The organism is Vibrio sp. Hal054 (assembly GCF_037162405.1).
Taxonomy (GTDB): domain Bacteria; phylum Pseudomonadota; class Gammaproteobacteria; order Enterobacterales; family Vibrionaceae; genus Vibrio; species Vibrio diazotrophicus.
On the sequence record NZ_JARLUT010000001.1, the window covers coordinates 3,118,789 to 3,137,553 of the forward strand.

Sequence of the window (18,765 nt, forward strand, 5' to 3'; positions counted from 1 at the left end):
CAATGCTCCCCTCATTCACTAGCCGAGTCTTACCTCTACTTGATGTTCACCTTCAGTAAACACTGGCACTTTGTTCCCTGCTAGGACTTCACCATTCACGCGCAACTCCGCCACACCTTTACTTACCTTGTCTGGGTTGGTTACGTGAATGTGGTAGGTCGCACCACGGAACTGGCGTTTAACGCGAAACTCTTTCCAATCAACTGGAATACAAGGATCAAGAATCAAACCATCAATGTCAGGACGCACGCCCAAAATCCATTGTGTTCCGGCAACATAAGTCCACGAAGATGTGCCCGACAACCAAGCGTTTCGGCCAAGACCAAACTGCGGATGCTCATCACCAAGGATATTTTGCGGGTAGCAGTAAGGTTCAGATTCAAAGATATCAATCACATCATTCTTTGATGCAGGGTTAATTTGGCGGTAGTACTCGTAAGCACGATCACCGTTACCCATTTTCGCTTCAGCAATCATCACCCAAGGGTTGGAGTGGAGGAAAATACCGCCATTTTCTTTCGCGCCCGGAGGGTAAGTTGAAACACCACCAAGGTTCGGGTTAAAGCCATTGTAACCAGGGGTTGAAAGCTTAATACCGTTTGCCGTATTGAGTTTGGTGTATACCGAGTTAAGCGCCTGAGTCGCGCGTTCTTGCTCAGCAAAGCCTGCAATCACTGGCCAGCTTTGACCATTGGTATAGATTTGGCCTTGAGCGTTGGTATGAGAACCGACAGGTTGTCCTTGCTCATCAAAGTAACGAACAAACCACTCACCATCCCAGCCACATTGGTTAACGATAGCTTTCATCTGCTCATACTGTGCCTGATATTGCGCGGCACGGTCATCTTCACCACGCAAGCGGCAGAGATCGAGCATATCGAGTAGCGCTTTACCGTACATGCTGGCAACCATTAGAGACTCAGCACCCGTTGGCAAGTTCACCGTATCGTTCCAGTCAGCGAAACCAAGCAGTGGCAAGCCATGTTGACCAGTATTACCACGAGTGAATTCAATCGCTCGGCATAAGTGTTCCCACACGCTCGCCGATTCAAGTGGTTTGCCTTGCTTATCTTTTTGATAGAACGGAATTAGCTTATCGAGAAACTCTGCATTACCTGTTTCTTTGACGTACTGCGTTACGGCATAAACAATCCACAAGTGGTCATCGCCGTAGTAATCAGGGCGATCTTCTTCTTCACGAGAGTCACCTGCGTTCGCTTCCATCGTAGATGGGAAGAACTGGTGCATCGCTGAACCATCAACGTTTTGTACCGAAAGCAGACGCTCGATAAACTCGCGCGCTTCTTCAGGCATATGAGTGATAACACCAAGAGTGTCTTGCGAAGAGTCTCTGAAACCAATGCCGCGAGCACCGTAGCCAAGCTGATACAAAGATAAATAGCGTGACCAGTTTTTCGTTGTGTGACACTGACGTGGGTTGTGAATGTTCAGCATTGAGTTCATTGCTGGATCAGGCGTTTCAACCTGAACTGCCGCAAGATAGTTGTCCCAATGAGTAGCCAGAGCGTAAAACGCCTTATCCACTTCTTGATGATCACGATACTTCGCAAGCATAGATTCAGCTTGTGCTAGGCTCGGCATTTGCGTTAGCTGTACAACGGTACGCTCGTTCTGCTGTGGTTCTAACCAACCTAAACGCAAGTTTAATGCGCCAATGTTGTCACCACGCAGACATTCACTATTACCCAGTTCAGCAGTAAACAGTTTTTCAGGCGCAGCCCAGCTGCCATAACCCATATTACCGAGGAACTTCTGGCGATCACCATCAAATGAAGTCGCTGGGCGATCTGCCGTCACCAGGTTTACCGCGTAGTCGCGTTTCATAAAGGCATACTGCTCTAGAACTGTATGTCCAGACGCTTGTTGATGCGCTTTTAAAGTCATGGTTTGAGGTACCCAGTCTGCGTTAACCAATTGTTTTAACGCGTCAAAATGGGTGAATTCAAACACAGGTACAACATCTACATGCAGCTCTTCATCACTTATGTTAGTGACTTTGATGTCTTCAAGTAGCACAGGAGCATCTTTAGGCACAAACAGAGTCACTTCACATCGAACGCCATAGCCTTCTGAAATGATTTTTGTGTACGAAAGACCGGTGTGGTTTTCGAACTTTTCCAGCGGCTTTAGTGTTGGCGTGTAAAAAGGTGAAAATACTTCAACTTTCCCTTCACGGTTGGTCACTTTCAGATAGACAGTAGAGCCTTTAAAGTCTGAGTTAGGCAGTTGGGCAATGTATTTGGTGATGCGGTTCAGCGCAGGGTCACCTTTACACAAAACAACACCACCGTTGCTGTCAACCAGACCACCAAACTCCAGTGTACCTACATAGTTACACCACTTAATCGGTGTACAAGGAGTGGTGGCGATATATTCTTTATTGTTATCGTCAAAATATCCGAATTTCATATCACTATCCTTAGCTCCCATACGTGTAGGAGCTAACTATTAAATTGATTCTTGGGTCTTGTATTTAGGCTGGTTACTAGTGAGCCAGTGATTTTTCACTCAACGCGTCAAACAAGTGAATAGCATCCAGGTCAACGTAAAGTGTCTGTTCTTTGCTCTCTACTTCTGCTGCCTGTGTTTCTACAGTCAAAGGTTGACCGCTCACTTCTGTTCTCAGCAGAATGCTTGCACCAAGCAACTCTTTGTCTTTGATAGTGACTGGAATCGGCAACACACGGTCATGATCGACTTGCTCTGGACGTAAGTGGATATCGGTTGGTCGAATGCCAAAGTGCAGAGCAAGATTCTTAGAAGCATGCGCTTTAAAACGCTCAGGGAGTGGAATCTTCACATCACCCAAAAGAATAAAGTATTCATTCTGCTCACTAATCAATTTCGCATCTAACATGTTCATTGACGGGTTACCGATGAACTGAGCAACAAACTTGTTTGCAGGACGTTTAAACACTTCCGTTGGAGTACCAACCTGTGCCACATAGCCATCTTTCAGAATCACGATGCGATCAGCCAATGTCATCGCTTCGATCTGGTCATGAGTTACATAGATAGTGGTTGTTTTCAGCTCACGGTGTAGCTGTTTGATCTCTTCACGCATCACACCACGTAGCTTGGCATCAAGGTTAGACAACGGCTCATCAAACAAGAACACTTTCGGTGTACGTACCATCGCGCGGCCCATCGCAACACGCTGACGTTGACCACCAGAAAGCTCTTTCGGCTTACGGTCCAGTAACGCTTCTAGCTCCAGCATTTTGGCAGCTTTACGAACTTCCACGTCTATGTCTGGTTTCTTCATGCCTTTGAGCTTGAGGGCAAAAGCAATGTTTTCATACACAGTCATATGTGGGTACAGAGCATAGCTTTGGAACACCATCGCCAAATCGCGATCTTTAGCATCAATCTTGTTCATCAACTTATCGTCAACATAGATTTCGCCAGAAGAGATGTCTTCAAGTCCCGCGAGCATACGTAGCGTAGTTGATTTACCACAGCCAGAAGGACCAAGGAAAACCACAAATTCGCCATCCTTTACTGTGAAATCAAAGTGCTTAACGACATCCACATTTCCAAAAGACTTTTTAATTTTACGAAATTCTACTTTAGCCATTACTTGTTCTCCTCGGCGCGCTCTAGAAGCATATTGCGGTACGCAATAGCGCTCTGCTTCAATGTTCTTTTCTGGGTTGCATAGTCAACATGGACGATGCCGAAACGCTGTTCATAGCCATATGCCCATTCGAAGTTGTCCATTAAACTCCATGCAAAATAACCATCGACACGAACACCTGCGCGGATAGCGTTATCAACCGCTTCTAGGTGAGTTTGGAAATAACGAACACGTTGTTCATCATTGACGACACCATCGATAATTGAATCATTACCAGCTGCACCATTTTCCGTAATGTATAAAGGCGGCACATTGTCGTAACGCTGATCAATTCTTACGAGAAGATCCGTTAGGCCTTGCGGATACATTTCCCAACCGATGTGAGTGTATTCAGCGCCTTCTGGCTTAATTGTTTCAATCTCATTTTGCTCATTGAAACGAGCAACACTGCGGCTGTAATAGTTAATACCGATGTAATCCACCGGTGCCGACATGATTTCTAAGTCGCCCGCTAGGATCATTGGCATATTGGCTTTTTGTTTTTCAACCACAGCACTCGGATATTGACCCTTGAGTACAGGGTCGATGAACCAATGGAAGTTCTCTGCTTCACAGTAGTCAGCCGCCGCTTGATCTTTTTCGCTCTCCGGATAGCTCGGGCTAGCATTAAATACAATGCCGTGCTTAGACTCAGGTGCATTCTTTCTTAGTACTGGCATGGCTAAACCATGGCCTAACATCAGGTGATGAGACGCGAGGTAACCTTCTTTATCACCTTGAATACCAGGTGCATGTTCACCCCAACGGTAGCCTAAGAAAGCGGCAACAAATGGTTCGTTAAGTGTGGTGTAAACATCGATCTTGTTGCCAAAATGCGCGCTGACGACTTCAGCGTATTCAGCAAATTTGTACGCTGTTTCACGGTTCAGCCAACCACCTTTGTCTTCCAAATATTGAGGAAGATCCCAATGGTAAAGCGTCACATAAACTTTCAAACCGCGTGCATGACACTCATCGATGATCTGCTCATAAAACTTAAGACCTTCAGGATTAACCACGCCGTCTTGAGGCAGGATTCTTGGCCATGCAATCGATAAGCGGTACGCATCCACACCTAGATCTGCAATCATTTCGATATCTTGCTTCCACAAGTGGTAGTGGTCACAAGCAACATCTCCGTTGTCACCTTTATCTACTTTGCCTGGTACCTTACAAAACGTATCCCAAATAGATGGCGTACGACCACCTTCATGAATACCGCCTTCGATCTGATAAGAAGACGTCGCGACACCGAAAACAAAATCTTGAGTAAGTAGTGCCGAATCTTTCGGCAACTGATATTTATTTATTGTCATTTTTTAACCTTTTACTGCACCGGACGTTAAGCCACTAATCATCTGTTTAGACGCAAAGAGATAAGTCACAACCAGAGGAAGAATCGAGATTGTGGTGCCCAACATTACTGCTCCCCAAGGAGTATTAGGAATACCTTGTACACTTCGTAGTGCCTGAGTAATTACATAGTTTTCTGGAGTCATTAGCACCACGAGAGGTTGCATAAACATGTTCCAGAAGAAGACGAACTGAACGATAGCCAGAGTCGCAAGTGCTGGTTTCATCAACGGTAGTACCACGCTCCAATACGTTCTGAACTCACCTGCACCATCCAGTTTTGCCGCTTCTAGCAGCTCTTTCGGAATGGAAGCCACTACGTGCTGACGCATCAGGAAAATACCAAAAGGTGTGGTCGTGAACGGAAGCCATACCGATACATGGTTATCCAGCAAACCTAAGAACTTAACGATCATGAAATACGGGATCAGACTGAGCACTGGCGGAATCATCATCGAACCAACCAGCATGCCAAACAGAATGTTTTTGCCACGGAACTTAAATACCGCAAACGCATATCCACCCATACTACAGAACAGCAATGAAATCGTTGTTCCTAAGAATGCAACGTAGATAGAGTTAAACATCGCCTGCCAAAAAGGCATGATCTGTTGCAGTTTGGCGTAGTTGATAGCTAGGCTGTCACCAATGGCAAAACTGATTCCTGTACCGAAGATCTCCCCACGGTCACGTGTCGAAAGCAGAGCAGACCAAATGAACGGGAAAACAGTCACAATCGCTGACACAATCAGGACAAGTGCCAAAATAACCATCAAGATCTTAGTGAAACTTTCAATCGCTCGATCGCTAGGCTTAATCGAAGCCCACAACGACGAGTTTGATGTAACAGATTGAGTCGTCATGTTATTGCTCCCCCAAACCTTTTTTACCGAAGAAGAAGAATTGAACCATGGTACAAGCTGCAATCAGAGCAAACAGCAACCAAGAGATAGCTGACGCCGTACCCATTTCAAGCCATTCCCAGCCCACCTTGTACAAGTACATAGAGATAGTAAGACCAGCCTGACCAGTACCGCCGCCACCACGAGTCAACACAAACGGTTCTTCAAACAACTGCAAGTTACCAATGATGGTCATCGTGACTGCGAAGAAAACAAACGGGCGAATCATAGGCAGTGAAATGTTCCAGAAGCGACGTAGTGCGTTGGCACCATCCATACGGGCAGCTTCAAGGATGTCTTTCGGAATAGTCATTAAGCCAGTGGTGTACAGTACGATGTTGAAACCTGTGTACTTCCAGAACACCATGATGGCGATAGATGGCTTAATCAAAGTCGCATCATCCAACCAGCGAATCGGTTGGAAATCATTAACCCAAGCAAATGCCCAACCAAACAGTGAACTGTCTGCCAGTGCTATCAACGTTTGGTTGATGATGCCGGAGTTTGGTGAATACATGTTGAAGAAAATCAGTGATGCCGCAACCGTAGAAGTGATATACGGAAGAAAATACGCTGATGTTAACCAATGACGGATCTTATCCCCCATTGATACAAGAATGTACGCAACTGGAATGGCAATTAAGTGCTGAGCTAGGCCAGAGGTAATCGCTAACCAAAAAGTATTCTTCAGAGAACGCCATAGCCATGGGTCAGTCAGAGCGATATGGTAGTTTTCAACTCCCACATATTCCATCGCTCCCAACCCTTCCACAGGGTTCCATGAGTGAAACGACAAAAAGACAGAAAAAAGTAACGGAAATATTCCAAATACAGAAAAAATAACTAAAAACGGCAACAGAAACGAATACGGTGTAAGCGCTTTCAAATTCAGGCGAGAAAAAAGGCTTTCGCCGCCTGATGTTTTCACTGAGTTACCTGTAGATTGGTTCATAGTAACAACCCCTTACCTAGGGAGGCGTAAGTAACGCCTCCCAAATTTTAAAACAACTTTGGCTTACAGATTGCGCGTACGACGTTTAATCAAGCGCTCTGCTTCTTCAAGCGCAGTCTTGATATCTTTACCTTCATCCAACACTTCCATCAGTGCATTTTCTAGGACGATTGAACGCGCCACGTGGTCACCTTTCGCTGGTGCGACTGGCTTGATGTTTTTCGCCACTTCAGCAAACAGCAAACGAGCTTTCTGACCACCTAAGAAAGGCATTTCTTGTGAGAACAGTGCATCATCGTAAGTAGTTACGTTAGCAGGGAAAGCTGCGATAGTTTCAAAGTGTTTAAGCTGTACATCACGACGAGTTGTCATGTATTCAATTAGCTTCCACGCATCATCTTGCTTGGTAGATTGAGTCGGGATAGAAAGGAAAGAACCACCCCAGCTGCCGTAGATACCATCAGGTAGGTGAGATACGCCCCATTTACCCGCAGTTCCTGGTGCAATCCAGTTGTTTAAGTGGCCAAGTAGCCAAGCACCTGATAGCTGAGTTGCAAACGTACCGTTACGGAAACCTTCATACCACTCGTTTGACCAAGCTAGAATTTTGCCATCTAAGCCTTTGTCACGAATTTTTTTCGCAACTTCAAACGCGTGCACAAAACGCTCAGAAGTGACCACTGGGTTACCTTCTTTGTCGAAATATAGACCTTCGCCTTCAGGTACTGTGGTAAAGATAATGGCTTGCGCTACGTCTGCTGCTGAAGCAATCAACTGAATGTTTTTCGCTTTTAGTTTTTCACCTGCATCGATGTAAGAATCCCAGTCTTTGATCGCTGCATTCACGTCGATACCCGCGTTTTTGAAGATATCAGTACGGTAGTACATAACACCTGGGCCAAGATCGACAGGGATGCCGTAAACATCACCATCAGCACCTTTGCCTTGTGTCCAAGCATACGGAGCAAAACGGTCAGCGTATTTGTCTGCACCATATTTTTCCGACAAGTTAACTAAACCACCAGACGCAACAAACGGACCGATCTTCTCTACATCCACAACGATCACATCACCAGCACCTGAACCTGTTGCAAGGTTAGTGGTTAGCTTAGTGTGGTGGTCACCATGGTTGTTCATCAGGTAATCAACCTTAATGCCCGTTTCTTTCTCGAAGTCAGGTAGCAATACTTTCAAGCTGCTATCAAAATCAGGGAAACCATCAAAACGGATCTGGCTATCAGCTGCGGTTGCCGTTGTAGCAAGTCCCAGCGCAATCGCACTCGAAAGTGCTAAGGTCTTAAATTTCATGCTTTATCCTTAATGTAGTTATAGGGTACTCGTTATGTCCTTGACTGAATCTCGCACTACTAACGCAGGGTTGAGTTTGAAATTCACATCTTGCTTATTCTTGTTAAGCTTTTGCAAAGTGAGCTGTACTGCCTCAATGCTCATCTGCTCAATCGGAAAATTAATCGTGGTTAAAGAGGGAGTGAGATAACGAGCAAAAATGTTATCGTCAAACCCCACAAGTGAGACATCATCAGGAATGGAATAACCGGCTTCCCGTAACACCTCAAATGCTCCAAACGCCATATGATCATTTGACGCAAAAATCGCAGTGAACCGACAGTCTCTCTTCAGCAATTTCTTCATCGCGATAACACCTGTTTCTTCAGTAAAACCTGCTTCAGAAACCAGTGCTTCGTTATACTCCAACCCTGCATCTTCCAAGGCTCTTCGATAGCCTTGTAAGCGTCCTCGAGCATCAGATTTGTCTAAAGGTCCGGTAATACAAGCGATCTCGGTATGGCCTTTCTGTAATAGATACTGCGTAGCGAGTTTTCCCCCAGCTCGTTATCAATATCAATACAGCTTCGATACATCTCTGGAATAAAGCGGTTCACTAAAACAACAGGAATGCCCTGCTCTTCCAAAGATATTAAGTAATCATCACTCAGGTGCTGAACATGGAGAATCAATGCATCGACTCTGCGCCCTAGCAGAAACTCTACAGACTCGCGTTGTCCCTGTTCAGTATTGGAACCCGCTGTCACGATGGCATGGTAGCCAAAGCGACGTAGGTTCTCTTCCAAGCAATGAAGAATGCCCGAATAAAAAGGCCCACCAAGTTCCGGAACAACAATTCCCACACTGCCAGTACGACTCGATGCTAAAGCCTGAGCGATAGAGTTAGGACGGTAGCCCAGCTCTTTAATCGCTTTTTCGACTTTTAGCTTTTTATCGTGACTCACACGACTAGTACCATTAATTACTCTGGATACTGTCGCCTGAGATACCCCCGCATGCTCAGAGACGTGTTTAATTGTTGCCACCGATACCTCAATACTACTTTTGTTGAAAACGCTTACAAGTTAAGTATTCCGTAGTTAGTGAGAGTAATGAGTGAGTATGGTCACACTAATTTTTTGGAAAAAATAGAGCTTTCATAAAAGTAGAGAGCTCTTACAATTTCATCCCCTTCCATGAAACAGTTTCATGAAACTTATTTTCCCAGTCAGGCATCCTTAGTTATAAATATTCTTATTAAAAAACTTAAAATATTTAAAACACCAAGATTTAATTCTTATTTATATGACTTCTTTATTTCTTTCTTCCGGTTGCAAAATAAAGCTATCCGTCAATTCAAATTGAATTTCAGCCAAACGCTCTAATTTTTCGCCATGCTCTGCTACTTGGGTTGAGCGCTGTAAATTTTGCTCGGATAACGAATGAATATGACTGACATTTTTCGTCACTTCACTGGCAACGGATTGGTGAACAATCGTTGCGGAAGCGATTTGTTGACTACGATGAGACACTTGATTCAGCAGTTCATGCAATTTCACAAAGCGACCATTAACCTGCTTGGCCTGCTGCATACTTTGAGTCATGCCGTAAAGGCAGTTGGAAATCTGTTTGCCAGCAATATCCGTTTGACGCTGCAAACGCTCAATTTTATTTTGAATTTCCTTCGCGCTATGGGTAGTTTGAGCAGCAAGAATCCTGACCTCATCCGCAACCACTGAAAATCCTCGCCCATATTCACCCGCACGAGCCGCTTCTATCGCAGCATTCAACGCGAGTAAGTTGGTCTGTTCAGAGATACCAGAAATGGTATCCAAGATAGATTCAATGCTGATGCTCTCTTGTTCCAGAGCTTGATTCGTTGCCGTGACCTGATTTAGCTCTTGAGAAAGTCGCTCCAACATAGCCACATTCTCAGTCATATCCGTTTGCGCCTTATCGGAGTGCTCAACCGCTTCAGTCACTAAGCTCAGTGTGTGCTCTGTCGATTGGGCAATATCCGTCACTGAACATTCAATTTCTTCCATCGCGGAAGCTACTGATACGGTCTGCGAAGTTTGCTCGTAAATAGCGTCATTGAGCTCGGTACTGATTCCCTGATTGGTCAATGAGGTGCTATTGAGCTCGGCGCTTGATTGACGTATGCGTTCAATAATCAACGATAGATGGCGAACAACCAGGTTGACCTTTTCCGCCACTTGTCCAAATTCATTGTTTGCCGAATATTCCACTTCCTGAGTCAAATCTTTAGCTGCAATTCGATTTAATGCATTGAGCAAAAGTCCGGTCGCTTTACGTACCATATTGGTAAAACTCAGCACCAGACATGCCGTAATAAAAATGGAGGCCAACGAGATACCAATAAACAGCGAACGAGTCTCACTCGACGCTTGTCTTGCTTCATCATAGAGTTGGTTGGCGATTTGATTAGCATAACGAGAAAGGTTGTCGACATTCGCCAACTGAGCATCAATTTTTTGCTCTAATTCGAAGCGTAATTCTGCGAGATTCTCCGCTTGCTCAACCACATCAACATGCATCTTTACTGCACCTGTTGGTTGGAAAGTGAGTTGTTTAAGTACGGATAGTGGTGTTTCAAGCGAAGAATAGAGCTTTGAGTGATTTTTGATCAGCAGTTGTTCACTCTCATCAAGATAACGCTGGCGATTGGTCAGGCGACGAGCAACGGAGCGGAGTTCCGTCATATCTTGCAACTTGAACACTTCGTTAGCTTCGTTGTTCAACAAACCAACTTGGCTGGTAAGTGCATCCAGGGCTTTTAGCGCCTCTGCCGATTCTGCGCTGCTGCGCGCACGTTGAAGCGCATTACCCAACTGAGTGACGAGTGATTGGAACTGAGACTGCAACAGATAGCTCTGGTCTAACTGATCTAAGTAACTGGCATGTGCGTCAATAACAGCATTCAAAACCGCTAATACCTGCTCCCCCTGCACAGTGATTGGCTCTACGTAATCGTGCAACTCTGGCCGTTGCTGTGTTTGAGCAACAAACCAACGAAGCTGAGTGTTATAAGTCTCGATATTGGCTTGAATTGACTCAACAAAGGGCGGCAATTCATCCAGATACTGCGCCGATAAATACGGCGTCAAACTGCGATTAATGTTAAGAAAATCAATGGTAAGCTGCGCTGAGCGAAGCATCAGCGGCGTTGCATCTTGAGTGATGGATTCCATCTTAGCCGTAACGTTCTGGTTACTACTGACAGATAGCCATGCAGACCCGATCATAATTGCGATAACGCACGCACAACCAAGATAGAGACGAGAAACTAACGATTGAAAGGGCATACTCCACCTACTGATAAACAATTCACTACATGCTGTTCTTTGCAAGATAAAAAATGGGCACACATTGGTGCCCAAAGTTGGAGTTAAATTGGTTGGTAAACCAAGCCCCAATAATCTGCCTTTGGGGCTAATACATAGATAGACAGTAAACTATGAGTGGATTACCACCACGCTTCGAACATTGCACCTACTGCAACTGTATCGACAGTTGTTGAAGTAGAAGAACCTGCTTCAGTGGTTTCAACATCACCCACAGTGGTGTAGAAGCGAAGCATTGGACGGCTCCAAGGTAGGCCACCAAGTGAAACGTTTTGAGAAAGTGTTACTTTCCAGCCATTCACTTCTTTGCCGTTATCCCAATCTTCCATCGCATAACCCGCTTCTAGCCAAGTTGAATGCACTTCATCCCATTGGTATTGAGGACGAACGATACCTGCGTATTCGTTTTTCTCATCTGCGTCAGCGCCAGCAATGTTTTTGTAAGAGACTAAGTAATCAATGATGAATTGATCCGATGCTTTAGCGTTACCTTCCAAACTCGCGTATACCACTTGTTTGTCACCCGCTAAGTCAAACGCAGAATTATCAGCACCATCAGTGTACTTCATAACCAGTTTGTTTGAGCTGCCTAGGCCCAATACTGCACCGACTTGCAATGAGTCTTCATTGGTTTTGTTTGCGTCTGCTTCATCAGAAGCAAAACCATAGTTAGCATACAGATCAAGATTGCCGATACCCGCGTTGATGCTGTGCAGTCTAGAAGTAATCGCGTAAATACCAGTGTCATTACCTAAAGCACTACTTCCCTCACTGTCAACTTGAGCCACAAAGCCCATGTCTAGCTTAGCGCCACCAAGATTTAAGTTGTTGAAACCCGCACCTTGACCATCGTGCGTGAATACAAAGTAATCGTTCAAACCTTGTTGTAGACGACCGTGGAAATCACGACCTGCCCACATATACAGCTCAGGTTGGCTTTCAAATATGTTGGTCACACCTGCGTACATTTTTTTCAAATTTACACCGCCAGATGAACTCCATTGGTCATTGTTCCAGTCGTCGACCATCAACACGATATCCCATTTAGCGCCATTATCTGCTTGGAATATTTTGCCGAACTGGAACTCGCCACCGTTAGCTTCGTTACCCAAACGACCTAACGATTTACCAGAACTACCGACTTCCACATAACGTTTATCACCATCCGAATAATGTGCGCCGTAGCGAGCATAACCAGAGAAAATAATTCCTTGAGGTACTTTTGTATCTGGCGTCAATACAGCTTGTTGTTGATCATTTACATAATCAATTTCAACAACCTTAGCTTCCAGCTCTTGAATACGCTTTTCTAAAGCTGACATATCGGTATCTGCCGCGAACACAGAGGCAGAGGATAAAATAGATGCCACAGCAAAAGTTATTGGTAAAACTTTAAAGTTCTTCATGTTATTTCCCTATTAAATTTAGGTTTGTTCTAATTCAGGGAAATAATAAGTAATGAAAGGTTTGAAAATATTTGCCGACTTCACACCCGCGTATCGAAATAAATAGCATGAAACAAGCGCGAAGAGTCTTTGATATGGATATTAAATTGAATTCAACTAGTTAAGAACGATTTTTCTCGTTTACTAATAATGAAATCGCTTTCATTTCATGGGGTTTAGCGAATTTAGTCACGAAATATTCGTGCTCTTTGTGCTTAAAAAACAAACTGCCCATGAAAACTTTCAACATTATGAAAACTTTCACGGACAACTTTCTTCCACCGTTATATGAAAACAGCTTTATGTTACAGAAGTTTGAACCTAACCCAAGACGATGAACGCCATCTCACCAACATAATGATGCCACGCACCCATTCATCTAAAGCTATCGCCATCCAAGCACCAATGACCCCAAAGCCCCAATGAATACCTAAAAGGTAAGAGAAACACACCCCGACACCCCACATGCACAGTATGCCTATTTGTACAGGGAAACGAACGTCCCCCGCCCCTTTCAAAGCAGAGATAAAAACAAGGTTAAACACACGTCCTGCTTCAAGAATGATCGACCCCATCACTAATGTCCCTGTGAGATACAAGATCTCCGGTTGATGAGTAAACAGAGGCAATATTGAATCTCTAAGCAAATAAATAGCACTGGCCGCAGAAATAGAGACAACAAAACTCACCAAGAAATAGATCTGCACCCGCTTAAGAATACTCTCTATCCAGCCTTTGCCGATGTAGTAACCCGTCTGAATCTGGGTTGCTTGACCTATTGCTAAAGCAAAGGCAAACGAAAAACGCGCGATATTTTGCGCATAGGTAAAAGCAGCAAGCGAAGCGGTTCCCATTTGCACAACAAAGTAGACAATTGCAATCTGTGCCATGTTATAGGACAACACTTCACCCGCATTCATTCCGCCTATTTTAAGAATTTTTTTGTATACCCCAGCAGGAACGTTCTTTAATGAGCCCATCGGCAATGAAATAGGGCTGTATTTCAATATAAAGCCAAGAGTCACCGTTCCAACAACCTGACTCACAACCGTCGCTATCGCTACACCTTGAACCCCGTAAACAGGCAAGCCGAACGGTTGATAAAGCGCAATATAGTTACCAACCACATTCAGCAAACCACTGACCATGTTCACCACCATAGGTGAGCGAGAATAGCCGTAACTGCGCAGAATGGTGGTAAAGACAATACCGATCGTCACGTTAAACGTCATTGCGCCACTGATAATGAGATATTCTTGAGCATAAAGTTCAACTTGAGGCTCGAGACCATAAAAAGAGATAAGATGCACAGCACCCAGCACCGCGGCAATACTGAGCAACACACCGACAACGACGGAAAGCGCAATACTGGCTACGCCCACATTAGTCGCATCTTGAGTTCGCTCCGCTCCATTGTATTGAGCAATAAGAATGCCAGTGCCACTACTGACAAATGTAGAAACAATGATCAGGAAAAAGGTTAGCTGAGTGATGACTCCAACCGCTGAAACCGCTTTATCTGAATAACCAGAAAGCATAAATACATCACTGGTACCGAGTGCAGTCCTCAGCAAAATTTCCACCAATATTGGCCACGTTAAAGCAACAATAGACATACGTTGATGAAATTTTTCATTTTTGGGCATTATTTTGACCTTAAAAGGGATAGTAACGCTGTCCCAGAGTGGGCTGACAGGGTGTCATCACTGGCTAGATAAAAGAGTGGTTAATTCTATATTTTTGCCCGAACGGGATATGCAAGTATGGGTTTGATATTTTTTGGCGCTTAAGTCTATGATAGGCAACAGGCAACTTCTACCAAAAACGCGACCAATAAAAGGAAAATAACGACATGGAGACCACTTATCACCTAAAACGTCATCAGCGTTACCCACACCTGAAGTTTGCTTATCTGGATTGCCATCACTACCATGATTTTGGCTTACACAGTCATGATTACTCTGAACTGTTTTTAGTGATCAGTGGCAAAGGCAACCACTTAGTTTCGTCGCACATTTACCCTCTAAATCCCGGAGATATATTCGTAATAAACGGGGATATTGAACACGCTTTTCAGGATGTCGATAAGCTAAGAATCATTAACTTAATGTTTGAAGCTGATGCCCCATTTTTTGAGACACCTTCACTCAGAAGGCTCTCTGGTTATCAAGCGATGTTCAAAGTTGAGCCGATTGCGCGTCAAACCAGTAAGTACCGCTCACAGCTAACTTTAAACGGTGAACAGTTTTCTATCGTTGAACAACTCATTCAGACAATCGGACAAGAATATGACCGAGCTGAAAATGGCTTTGAGACCATGCTGACCAGTTTAATGCAGCAACTAGCGGTTACCTTGGCGCGAATGTACCAACAACAAACGCAAGACCTTCCTCAAACCACCATGGCTTTAGGCAGAGCGCTGATATTTATTGAACAAAATTTTACCGACGGCAATATGCATAGTCGCGATATCGCCCAAGCTGCATTTATTAGCCAGCGACAGCTCGAAAGGTTGTTTAAACAGTTTCTCAACACATCGCCGAATCTGTATTTACGAGAGATGCAGCTTAAATATGCGCACGCCTTACTGACCAATGACAATCCTATTCCGATTCAGCAAGTGGCAGAGCAATCCGGTTTTAGTGACAGCAACTATTTTTCCAAATGCTTTAAGAAGAAATTCGCTTTAAGCCCACGCCAATACATCAAACAAAAAAGAAAACCAGAAACTGAAGATACAGCCCATACCTAAAACTTAAATAGCTAAACCTTAAATAGCTAAAGAAGCAGACAGGCCGTACTTTCCCATCAACGATTTTCTTTTTGACTTTTTGACTATTGCGTAGCCCAATTTTGAATAACAGACTAAAGACCAACGTAGCTTTTGATACCGTCGAGGAACATCTGCGTAGAAATCATCACCAGCAATAACCCCATCAGCCTCTCAACCGCTTTCAAACCACGCTCTCCCAGAATTTTATGGAAGAATCCATTAAACATCAGAATCACGGAAGTTCCCGTCCAGGCAATCATGACGGCCGCAGACAGCTCTAACAGCTGCGTCGGGTTTTGACTAGAGAGTAACAGTAGAGTCGCAATCACGGTTGGTCCCGCAATCAAAGGAATAGCTAAAGGCACAATAAAAGGTTCTTCGCCTGCAGCTAAGCCCGTAATACTGCCTGCACTAGGGAAAATCATCTTAATCGCGATGATGAAAAGAATAATGCCGCCAGAAATACTCAGTGTTTCAGGCTGGACATGCAGGAAGTCCATGATTGACTGACCAGCGAACAAGAACAGCATCAAAATCGCGAGAGCGAACAGCATCTCCCGAATCAGAACAATACGTCTGCGCTTGGCATCAATGTGTTTTAGGATCGATAAGAAGATAGGCAGATTGCCCAATGGATCCATGATGAGAAATAACAAGGTTGCGGCAGATAGGATGTCCATAGTGTCTCAGTGTCAATAAGCATAATGGCGCAGTATATCAACGTACTTCAGATTTTACGATTAGCAACAATCGTAGCCTGAAGCACGAAAAAACTAGCACAACTAATAGACACGGTCAGCACACTAGTCACAAATTAATGCTGACAAATCTCTGCCAGATTTAAGTGCCAAACACCATCTTTAATGATTACTTTTTGCTTGGCCTGAAAGAACTCAAGCACAGTATCTGTATCCATGCCGGAAAGTTTACAGGTACGGAAAAGCACTTGGGTGCCGAATTCAGCAGCAATAAACTGACGCAGTTGCTCTTCAGTCATAGGCTGTACCTTCAACTGATTCAAAATTTTATGAGCATGAATGTGTTGTTCCACTTTGACTCTCCTATTGAGTTTTTGAACAAAAGGCGTCTTAGCTTATCGCTGTTATTCAATCGTGACGTTGATTTAAAACAGCCTTAAATAACAACTGAAGCAGCGATCAGCGCTTGGGCGAGTAGATAACTTCCACCGATTAAAGTTTTTCCATAGCGCAAAGGCTGGCGATAATCATGGATAGCGAGAATGATTGTCGAAACGATAAAACTTAAGCTACCGATAAAACCGAGCAAAGATGCGTGTGTTGGAGTGGTAATCCAAACTTCCCCTGATGCCCATGTCATCTGGAGTAACATCATTCCCATAATGGTTACAGGAAAAATAAGAGTATCGATTTGAGGTAGCAAGAGGAAAAACGCCACAATACTTGCGGCAATGAGCAAAGCAGGTAACCACCAGATCATCGGCCCGGTAAGTTGTATCCAAAACGCTTTGCTATAAAAGAGCTGTACAACGAGAAAAGCGCTAAAACAAGCTTTAGCCTGCTTTTGCTGAATTCTATAAATATCTGCAACCACAGAAACGACCAAACCGGCAAGAATCCATAAGGATGCTACCGACCAATCATTTTGCTGATTACCTATTATCGATAACAACAGCATCAACGATAGCGAACCTAAACACAGTGTATTGAACACCACCGCCAGCTTCGCTTTATTGCTTTCAAACGCAGATATGCTGATAAATCCAGATATTAAAGCCGAAATCCAGCCCAACATGCCTATACCTCATTAACAATCTGCCGCCAGTGTAGAGAGGTTAGATCGGATGTCCAGAAATGAAAGACAAAAATTGGATCTTGATTATGATTCATTGCCATCAACTTTCCTCTGCTACCCATTAAAAACGCCTAAACACACCAATAAAAATGCATTAAACACTAAAGTTAAACCAATAACAAAGGCTAGCCACACCCACCCCTACATAATCACAATAAAACAAAAAGCCAAACGTTTGCTTTTTCAAAACAAAAGAATAAATAATTAAAATAATCAATTAAATTACAATATCTTATGAAGAAAGAATCCAAAAAACACAAAACACAAACGAGCTAATGACAAAAAACAAAATTAGCAGCCAATAATGGATAATATCTCCCGTGAGAAAGAAAATTAATGAGAAAAGATATCAACAAAGGAAACCATTTCAGGACAAACAACAATAAAATCAACTTAACAAGACCAAACCAGACCAACTCACCTTCACAATCAAAAAAGCGAAATAGAACACTATTAAAACACATTTAAAAACATAATTTTCATACACTTAAAACCAAACAGAGCAATAAAAAGCCACAAGGGTGATTAAATGAACGCACCAAAAATACACGTAAACATCACCAAAATAGAGCAAATGTGACCAGTTAAAGTTATTATTTTAAGCCATTAGAAAAGAATATGTTGATCAAGCCATTAAAACAGTGTTAATCTAATTCCACAGGTGAATAGGCAGAAAAGGAGCAGTGTTATGATTTCTTCATCTCAAAAACAAGGTTTGGTAATGATCGCAGTTATCGTTGGCTTGATGACACTGCCAATGATGTACTAACCCAATGTTATACAAATAAAAAAGGACGCAATTGCGTCCTTTTTTATTTTCAAATTGTTAAACGTTTCGCAGCTACTGAATGTGTTTACTTAGCTCTTCCCAATGTATGTAGTAGAAAACGAGAGCCGTCACAGTCATGAACATGACTAATGAAATTACAATTCCCCATACAAAACGACTACTGCGAGGTGTGAGCTCTTTTTCACACTCATTACACACAGCTAGAAATGCTCTGCGGTCTTCAAGCTTATAGCGGTCTTCATGCACGACTTTGTTGCGAATTGTCGCGACAAAACGCAGTTTCGCGATAACATCATGGGGTAAACGCTCTTCACAACTGCTGATCAGTTGATGCAGTCCTTTGCCTCGCGCGTGATACTGTTCGCGCAGCAATCTTTCTAACTTTCGAGTACGAAGAACAACTTGTTCTATGTCCGACATCGAAGTTC

14 protein-coding genes and 1 pseudogene are annotated in these 18,765 nt (G+C 43.7%); 1 reads left to right on the forward strand and 14 read right to left on the reverse strand.

The features are described 5' to 3' along the window. Positions 1-18: 18 nt before the first annotated feature. The 10 genes and pseudogenes from P4S58_RS14565 to P4S58_RS14610 all read right to left on the reverse strand — a co-directional run bounded on the left by P4S58_RS14565 (position 19) and on the right by P4S58_RS14610 (position 14,587). A complete protein-coding gene (locus P4S58_RS14565; protein ID WP_337164398.1) occupies positions 19-2,430 on the reverse strand; it encodes a GH36-type glycosyl hydrolase domain-containing protein in 2,412 nt (803 codons plus the stop codon). Between the two features lie 76 nt (positions 2,431-2,506). Then, positions 2,507-3,598, reverse strand: a complete 1,092-nt coding sequence (locus tag P4S58_RS14570) for an ABC transporter ATP-binding protein (protein ID WP_042488066.1) — start codon at positions 3,596-3,598, stop codon at positions 2,507-2,509. Next, positions 3,598-4,947 (reverse strand): GH1 family beta-glucosidase, encoded by a 1,350-nt coding sequence (locus P4S58_RS14575; RefSeq protein WP_337164581.1) that lies wholly within the window; start codon positions 4,945-4,947, stop codon positions 3,598-3,600. The genes P4S58_RS14570 and P4S58_RS14575 overlap by 1 nt, the downstream gene beginning before the upstream one ends. 9 nt (positions 4,948-4,956) lie before the next feature. After that, a complete protein-coding gene (locus P4S58_RS14580) occupies positions 4,957-5,763 on the reverse strand; it encodes a carbohydrate ABC transporter permease (protein WP_373279509.1) in 807 nt (268 codons plus the stop codon). Positions 5,764-5,854: 91 nt separating this feature from the next. Beyond that, the gene (locus P4S58_RS14585) at positions 5,855-6,844 is read right to left on the reverse strand and encodes a carbohydrate ABC transporter permease (RefSeq protein ID WP_042488058.1); all 990 of its coding nucleotides are present in this window, start codon (positions 6,842-6,844) and stop codon (positions 5,855-5,857) included. A 63-nt stretch (positions 6,845-6,907) separates the two neighbouring features. After that, on the reverse strand, positions 6,908-8,152 hold the full coding sequence (locus tag P4S58_RS14590; protein WP_042488055.1) for an ABC transporter substrate-binding protein: 1,245 nt from the start codon (positions 8,150-8,152) through the stop codon (positions 6,908-6,910). An 18-nt stretch (positions 8,153-8,170) separates the two neighbouring features. After that, positions 8,171-9,177, reverse strand: a pseudogene (locus P4S58_RS14595) (LacI family DNA-binding transcriptional regulator). 255 nt (positions 9,178-9,432) lie between these two features. After that, positions 9,433-11,457, reverse strand: coding sequence for a methyl-accepting chemotaxis protein (locus P4S58_RS14600; RefSeq protein ID WP_337164400.1), 2,025 nt, complete (start codon positions 11,455-11,457; stop codon positions 9,433-9,435). 161 nt (positions 11,458-11,618) lie between these two features. Beyond that, complete coding sequence (locus tag P4S58_RS14605; protein ID WP_102962986.1) at positions 11,619-12,902, reverse strand: carbohydrate porin; 1,284 nt, start codon at positions 12,900-12,902, stop codon at positions 11,619-11,621. A 344-nt stretch (positions 12,903-13,246) separates the two neighbouring features. Then, complete coding sequence (locus P4S58_RS14610; protein ID WP_042488047.1) at positions 13,247-14,587, reverse strand: MATE family efflux transporter; 1,341 nt, start codon at positions 14,585-14,587, stop codon at positions 13,247-13,249. A gap of 206 nt (positions 14,588-14,793) precedes the next feature. On the opposite strand from P4S58_RS14610, the gene P4S58_RS14615 reads away from it, so the two are divergent. Then, positions 14,794-15,693 (forward strand): helix-turn-helix domain-containing protein, encoded by a 900-nt coding sequence (locus P4S58_RS14615; protein ID WP_102962987.1) that lies wholly within the window; start codon positions 14,794-14,796, stop codon positions 15,691-15,693. Positions 15,694-15,806: 113 nt separating this feature from the next. Here P4S58_RS14615 and P4S58_RS14620 read toward each other — a convergent pair whose 3' ends face one another. The 4 genes from P4S58_RS14620 to P4S58_RS14635 all read right to left on the reverse strand — a co-directional run bounded on the left by P4S58_RS14620 (position 15,807) and on the right by P4S58_RS14635 (position 18,757). Then, a complete protein-coding gene (locus tag P4S58_RS14620) occupies positions 15,807-16,394 on the reverse strand; it encodes a YhgN family NAAT transporter (protein WP_042488042.1) in 588 nt (195 codons plus the stop codon). A 134-nt stretch (positions 16,395-16,528) separates the two neighbouring features. Further along, positions 16,529-16,765, reverse strand: a complete 237-nt coding sequence (locus P4S58_RS14625) for a YecH family metal-binding protein (protein ID WP_081878745.1) — start codon at positions 16,763-16,765, stop codon at positions 16,529-16,531. A gap of 83 nt (positions 16,766-16,848) precedes the next feature. Beyond that, on the reverse strand, positions 16,849-17,493 hold the full coding sequence (locus P4S58_RS14630; protein WP_180980134.1) for a lysoplasmalogenase: 645 nt from the start codon (positions 17,491-17,493) through the stop codon (positions 16,849-16,851). An 895-nt stretch (positions 17,494-18,388) separates the two neighbouring features. After that, positions 18,389-18,757 (reverse strand): DUF4145 domain-containing protein, encoded by a 369-nt coding sequence (locus P4S58_RS14635; RefSeq protein ID WP_102962989.1) that lies wholly within the window; start codon positions 18,755-18,757, stop codon positions 18,389-18,391. Positions 18,758-18,765: the final 8 nt, after the last annotated feature.

Bases quoted from the DNA above. Each gene is read 5' to 3' on its own strand.
- P4S58_RS14570 (WP_042488066.1), bottom strand. From the start codon at position 3,598: ATGGCTAAAGTAGAATTTCGTAAAATTAAAAAGTCTTTTGGAAATGTG.
- P4S58_RS14580 (WP_373279509.1), bottom strand. From the start codon at position 5,763: ATGGTTATTTTGGCACTTGTCCTGATTGTGTCAGCGATTGTGACTGTT.
- P4S58_RS14565 (WP_337164398.1), bottom strand. From the start codon at position 2,430: ATGAAATTCGGATATTTTGACGATAACAATAAAGAATATATCGCCACC.
- P4S58_RS14615 (WP_102962987.1), top strand. From the start codon at position 14,794: ATGGAGACCACTTATCACCTAAAACGTCATCAGCGTTACCCACACCTG.
- P4S58_RS14620 (WP_042488042.1), bottom strand. From the start codon at position 16,394: ATGGACATCCTATCTGCCGCAACCTTGTTATTTCTCATCATGGATCCA.
- P4S58_RS14635 (WP_102962989.1), bottom strand. From the start codon at position 18,757: ATGTCGGACATAGAACAAGTTGTTCTTCGTACTCGAAAGTTAGAAAGA.
- P4S58_RS14610 (WP_042488047.1), bottom strand. From the start codon at position 14,587: ATGCCCAAAAATGAAAAATTTCATCAACGTATGTCTATTGTTGCTTTA.
- P4S58_RS14585 (WP_042488058.1), bottom strand. From the start codon at position 6,844: ATGAACCAATCTACAGGTAACTCAGTGAAAACATCAGGCGGCGAAAGC.
- P4S58_RS14590 (WP_042488055.1), bottom strand. From the start codon at position 8,152: ATGAAATTTAAGACCTTAGCACTTTCGAGTGCGATTGCGCTGGGACTT.
- P4S58_RS14605 (WP_102962986.1), bottom strand. From the start codon at position 12,902: ATGAAGAACTTTAAAGTTTTACCAATAACTTTTGCTGTGGCATCTATT.
- P4S58_RS14600 (WP_337164400.1), bottom strand. From the start codon at position 11,457: ATGCCCTTTCAATCGTTAGTTTCTCGTCTCTATCTTGGTTGTGCGTGC.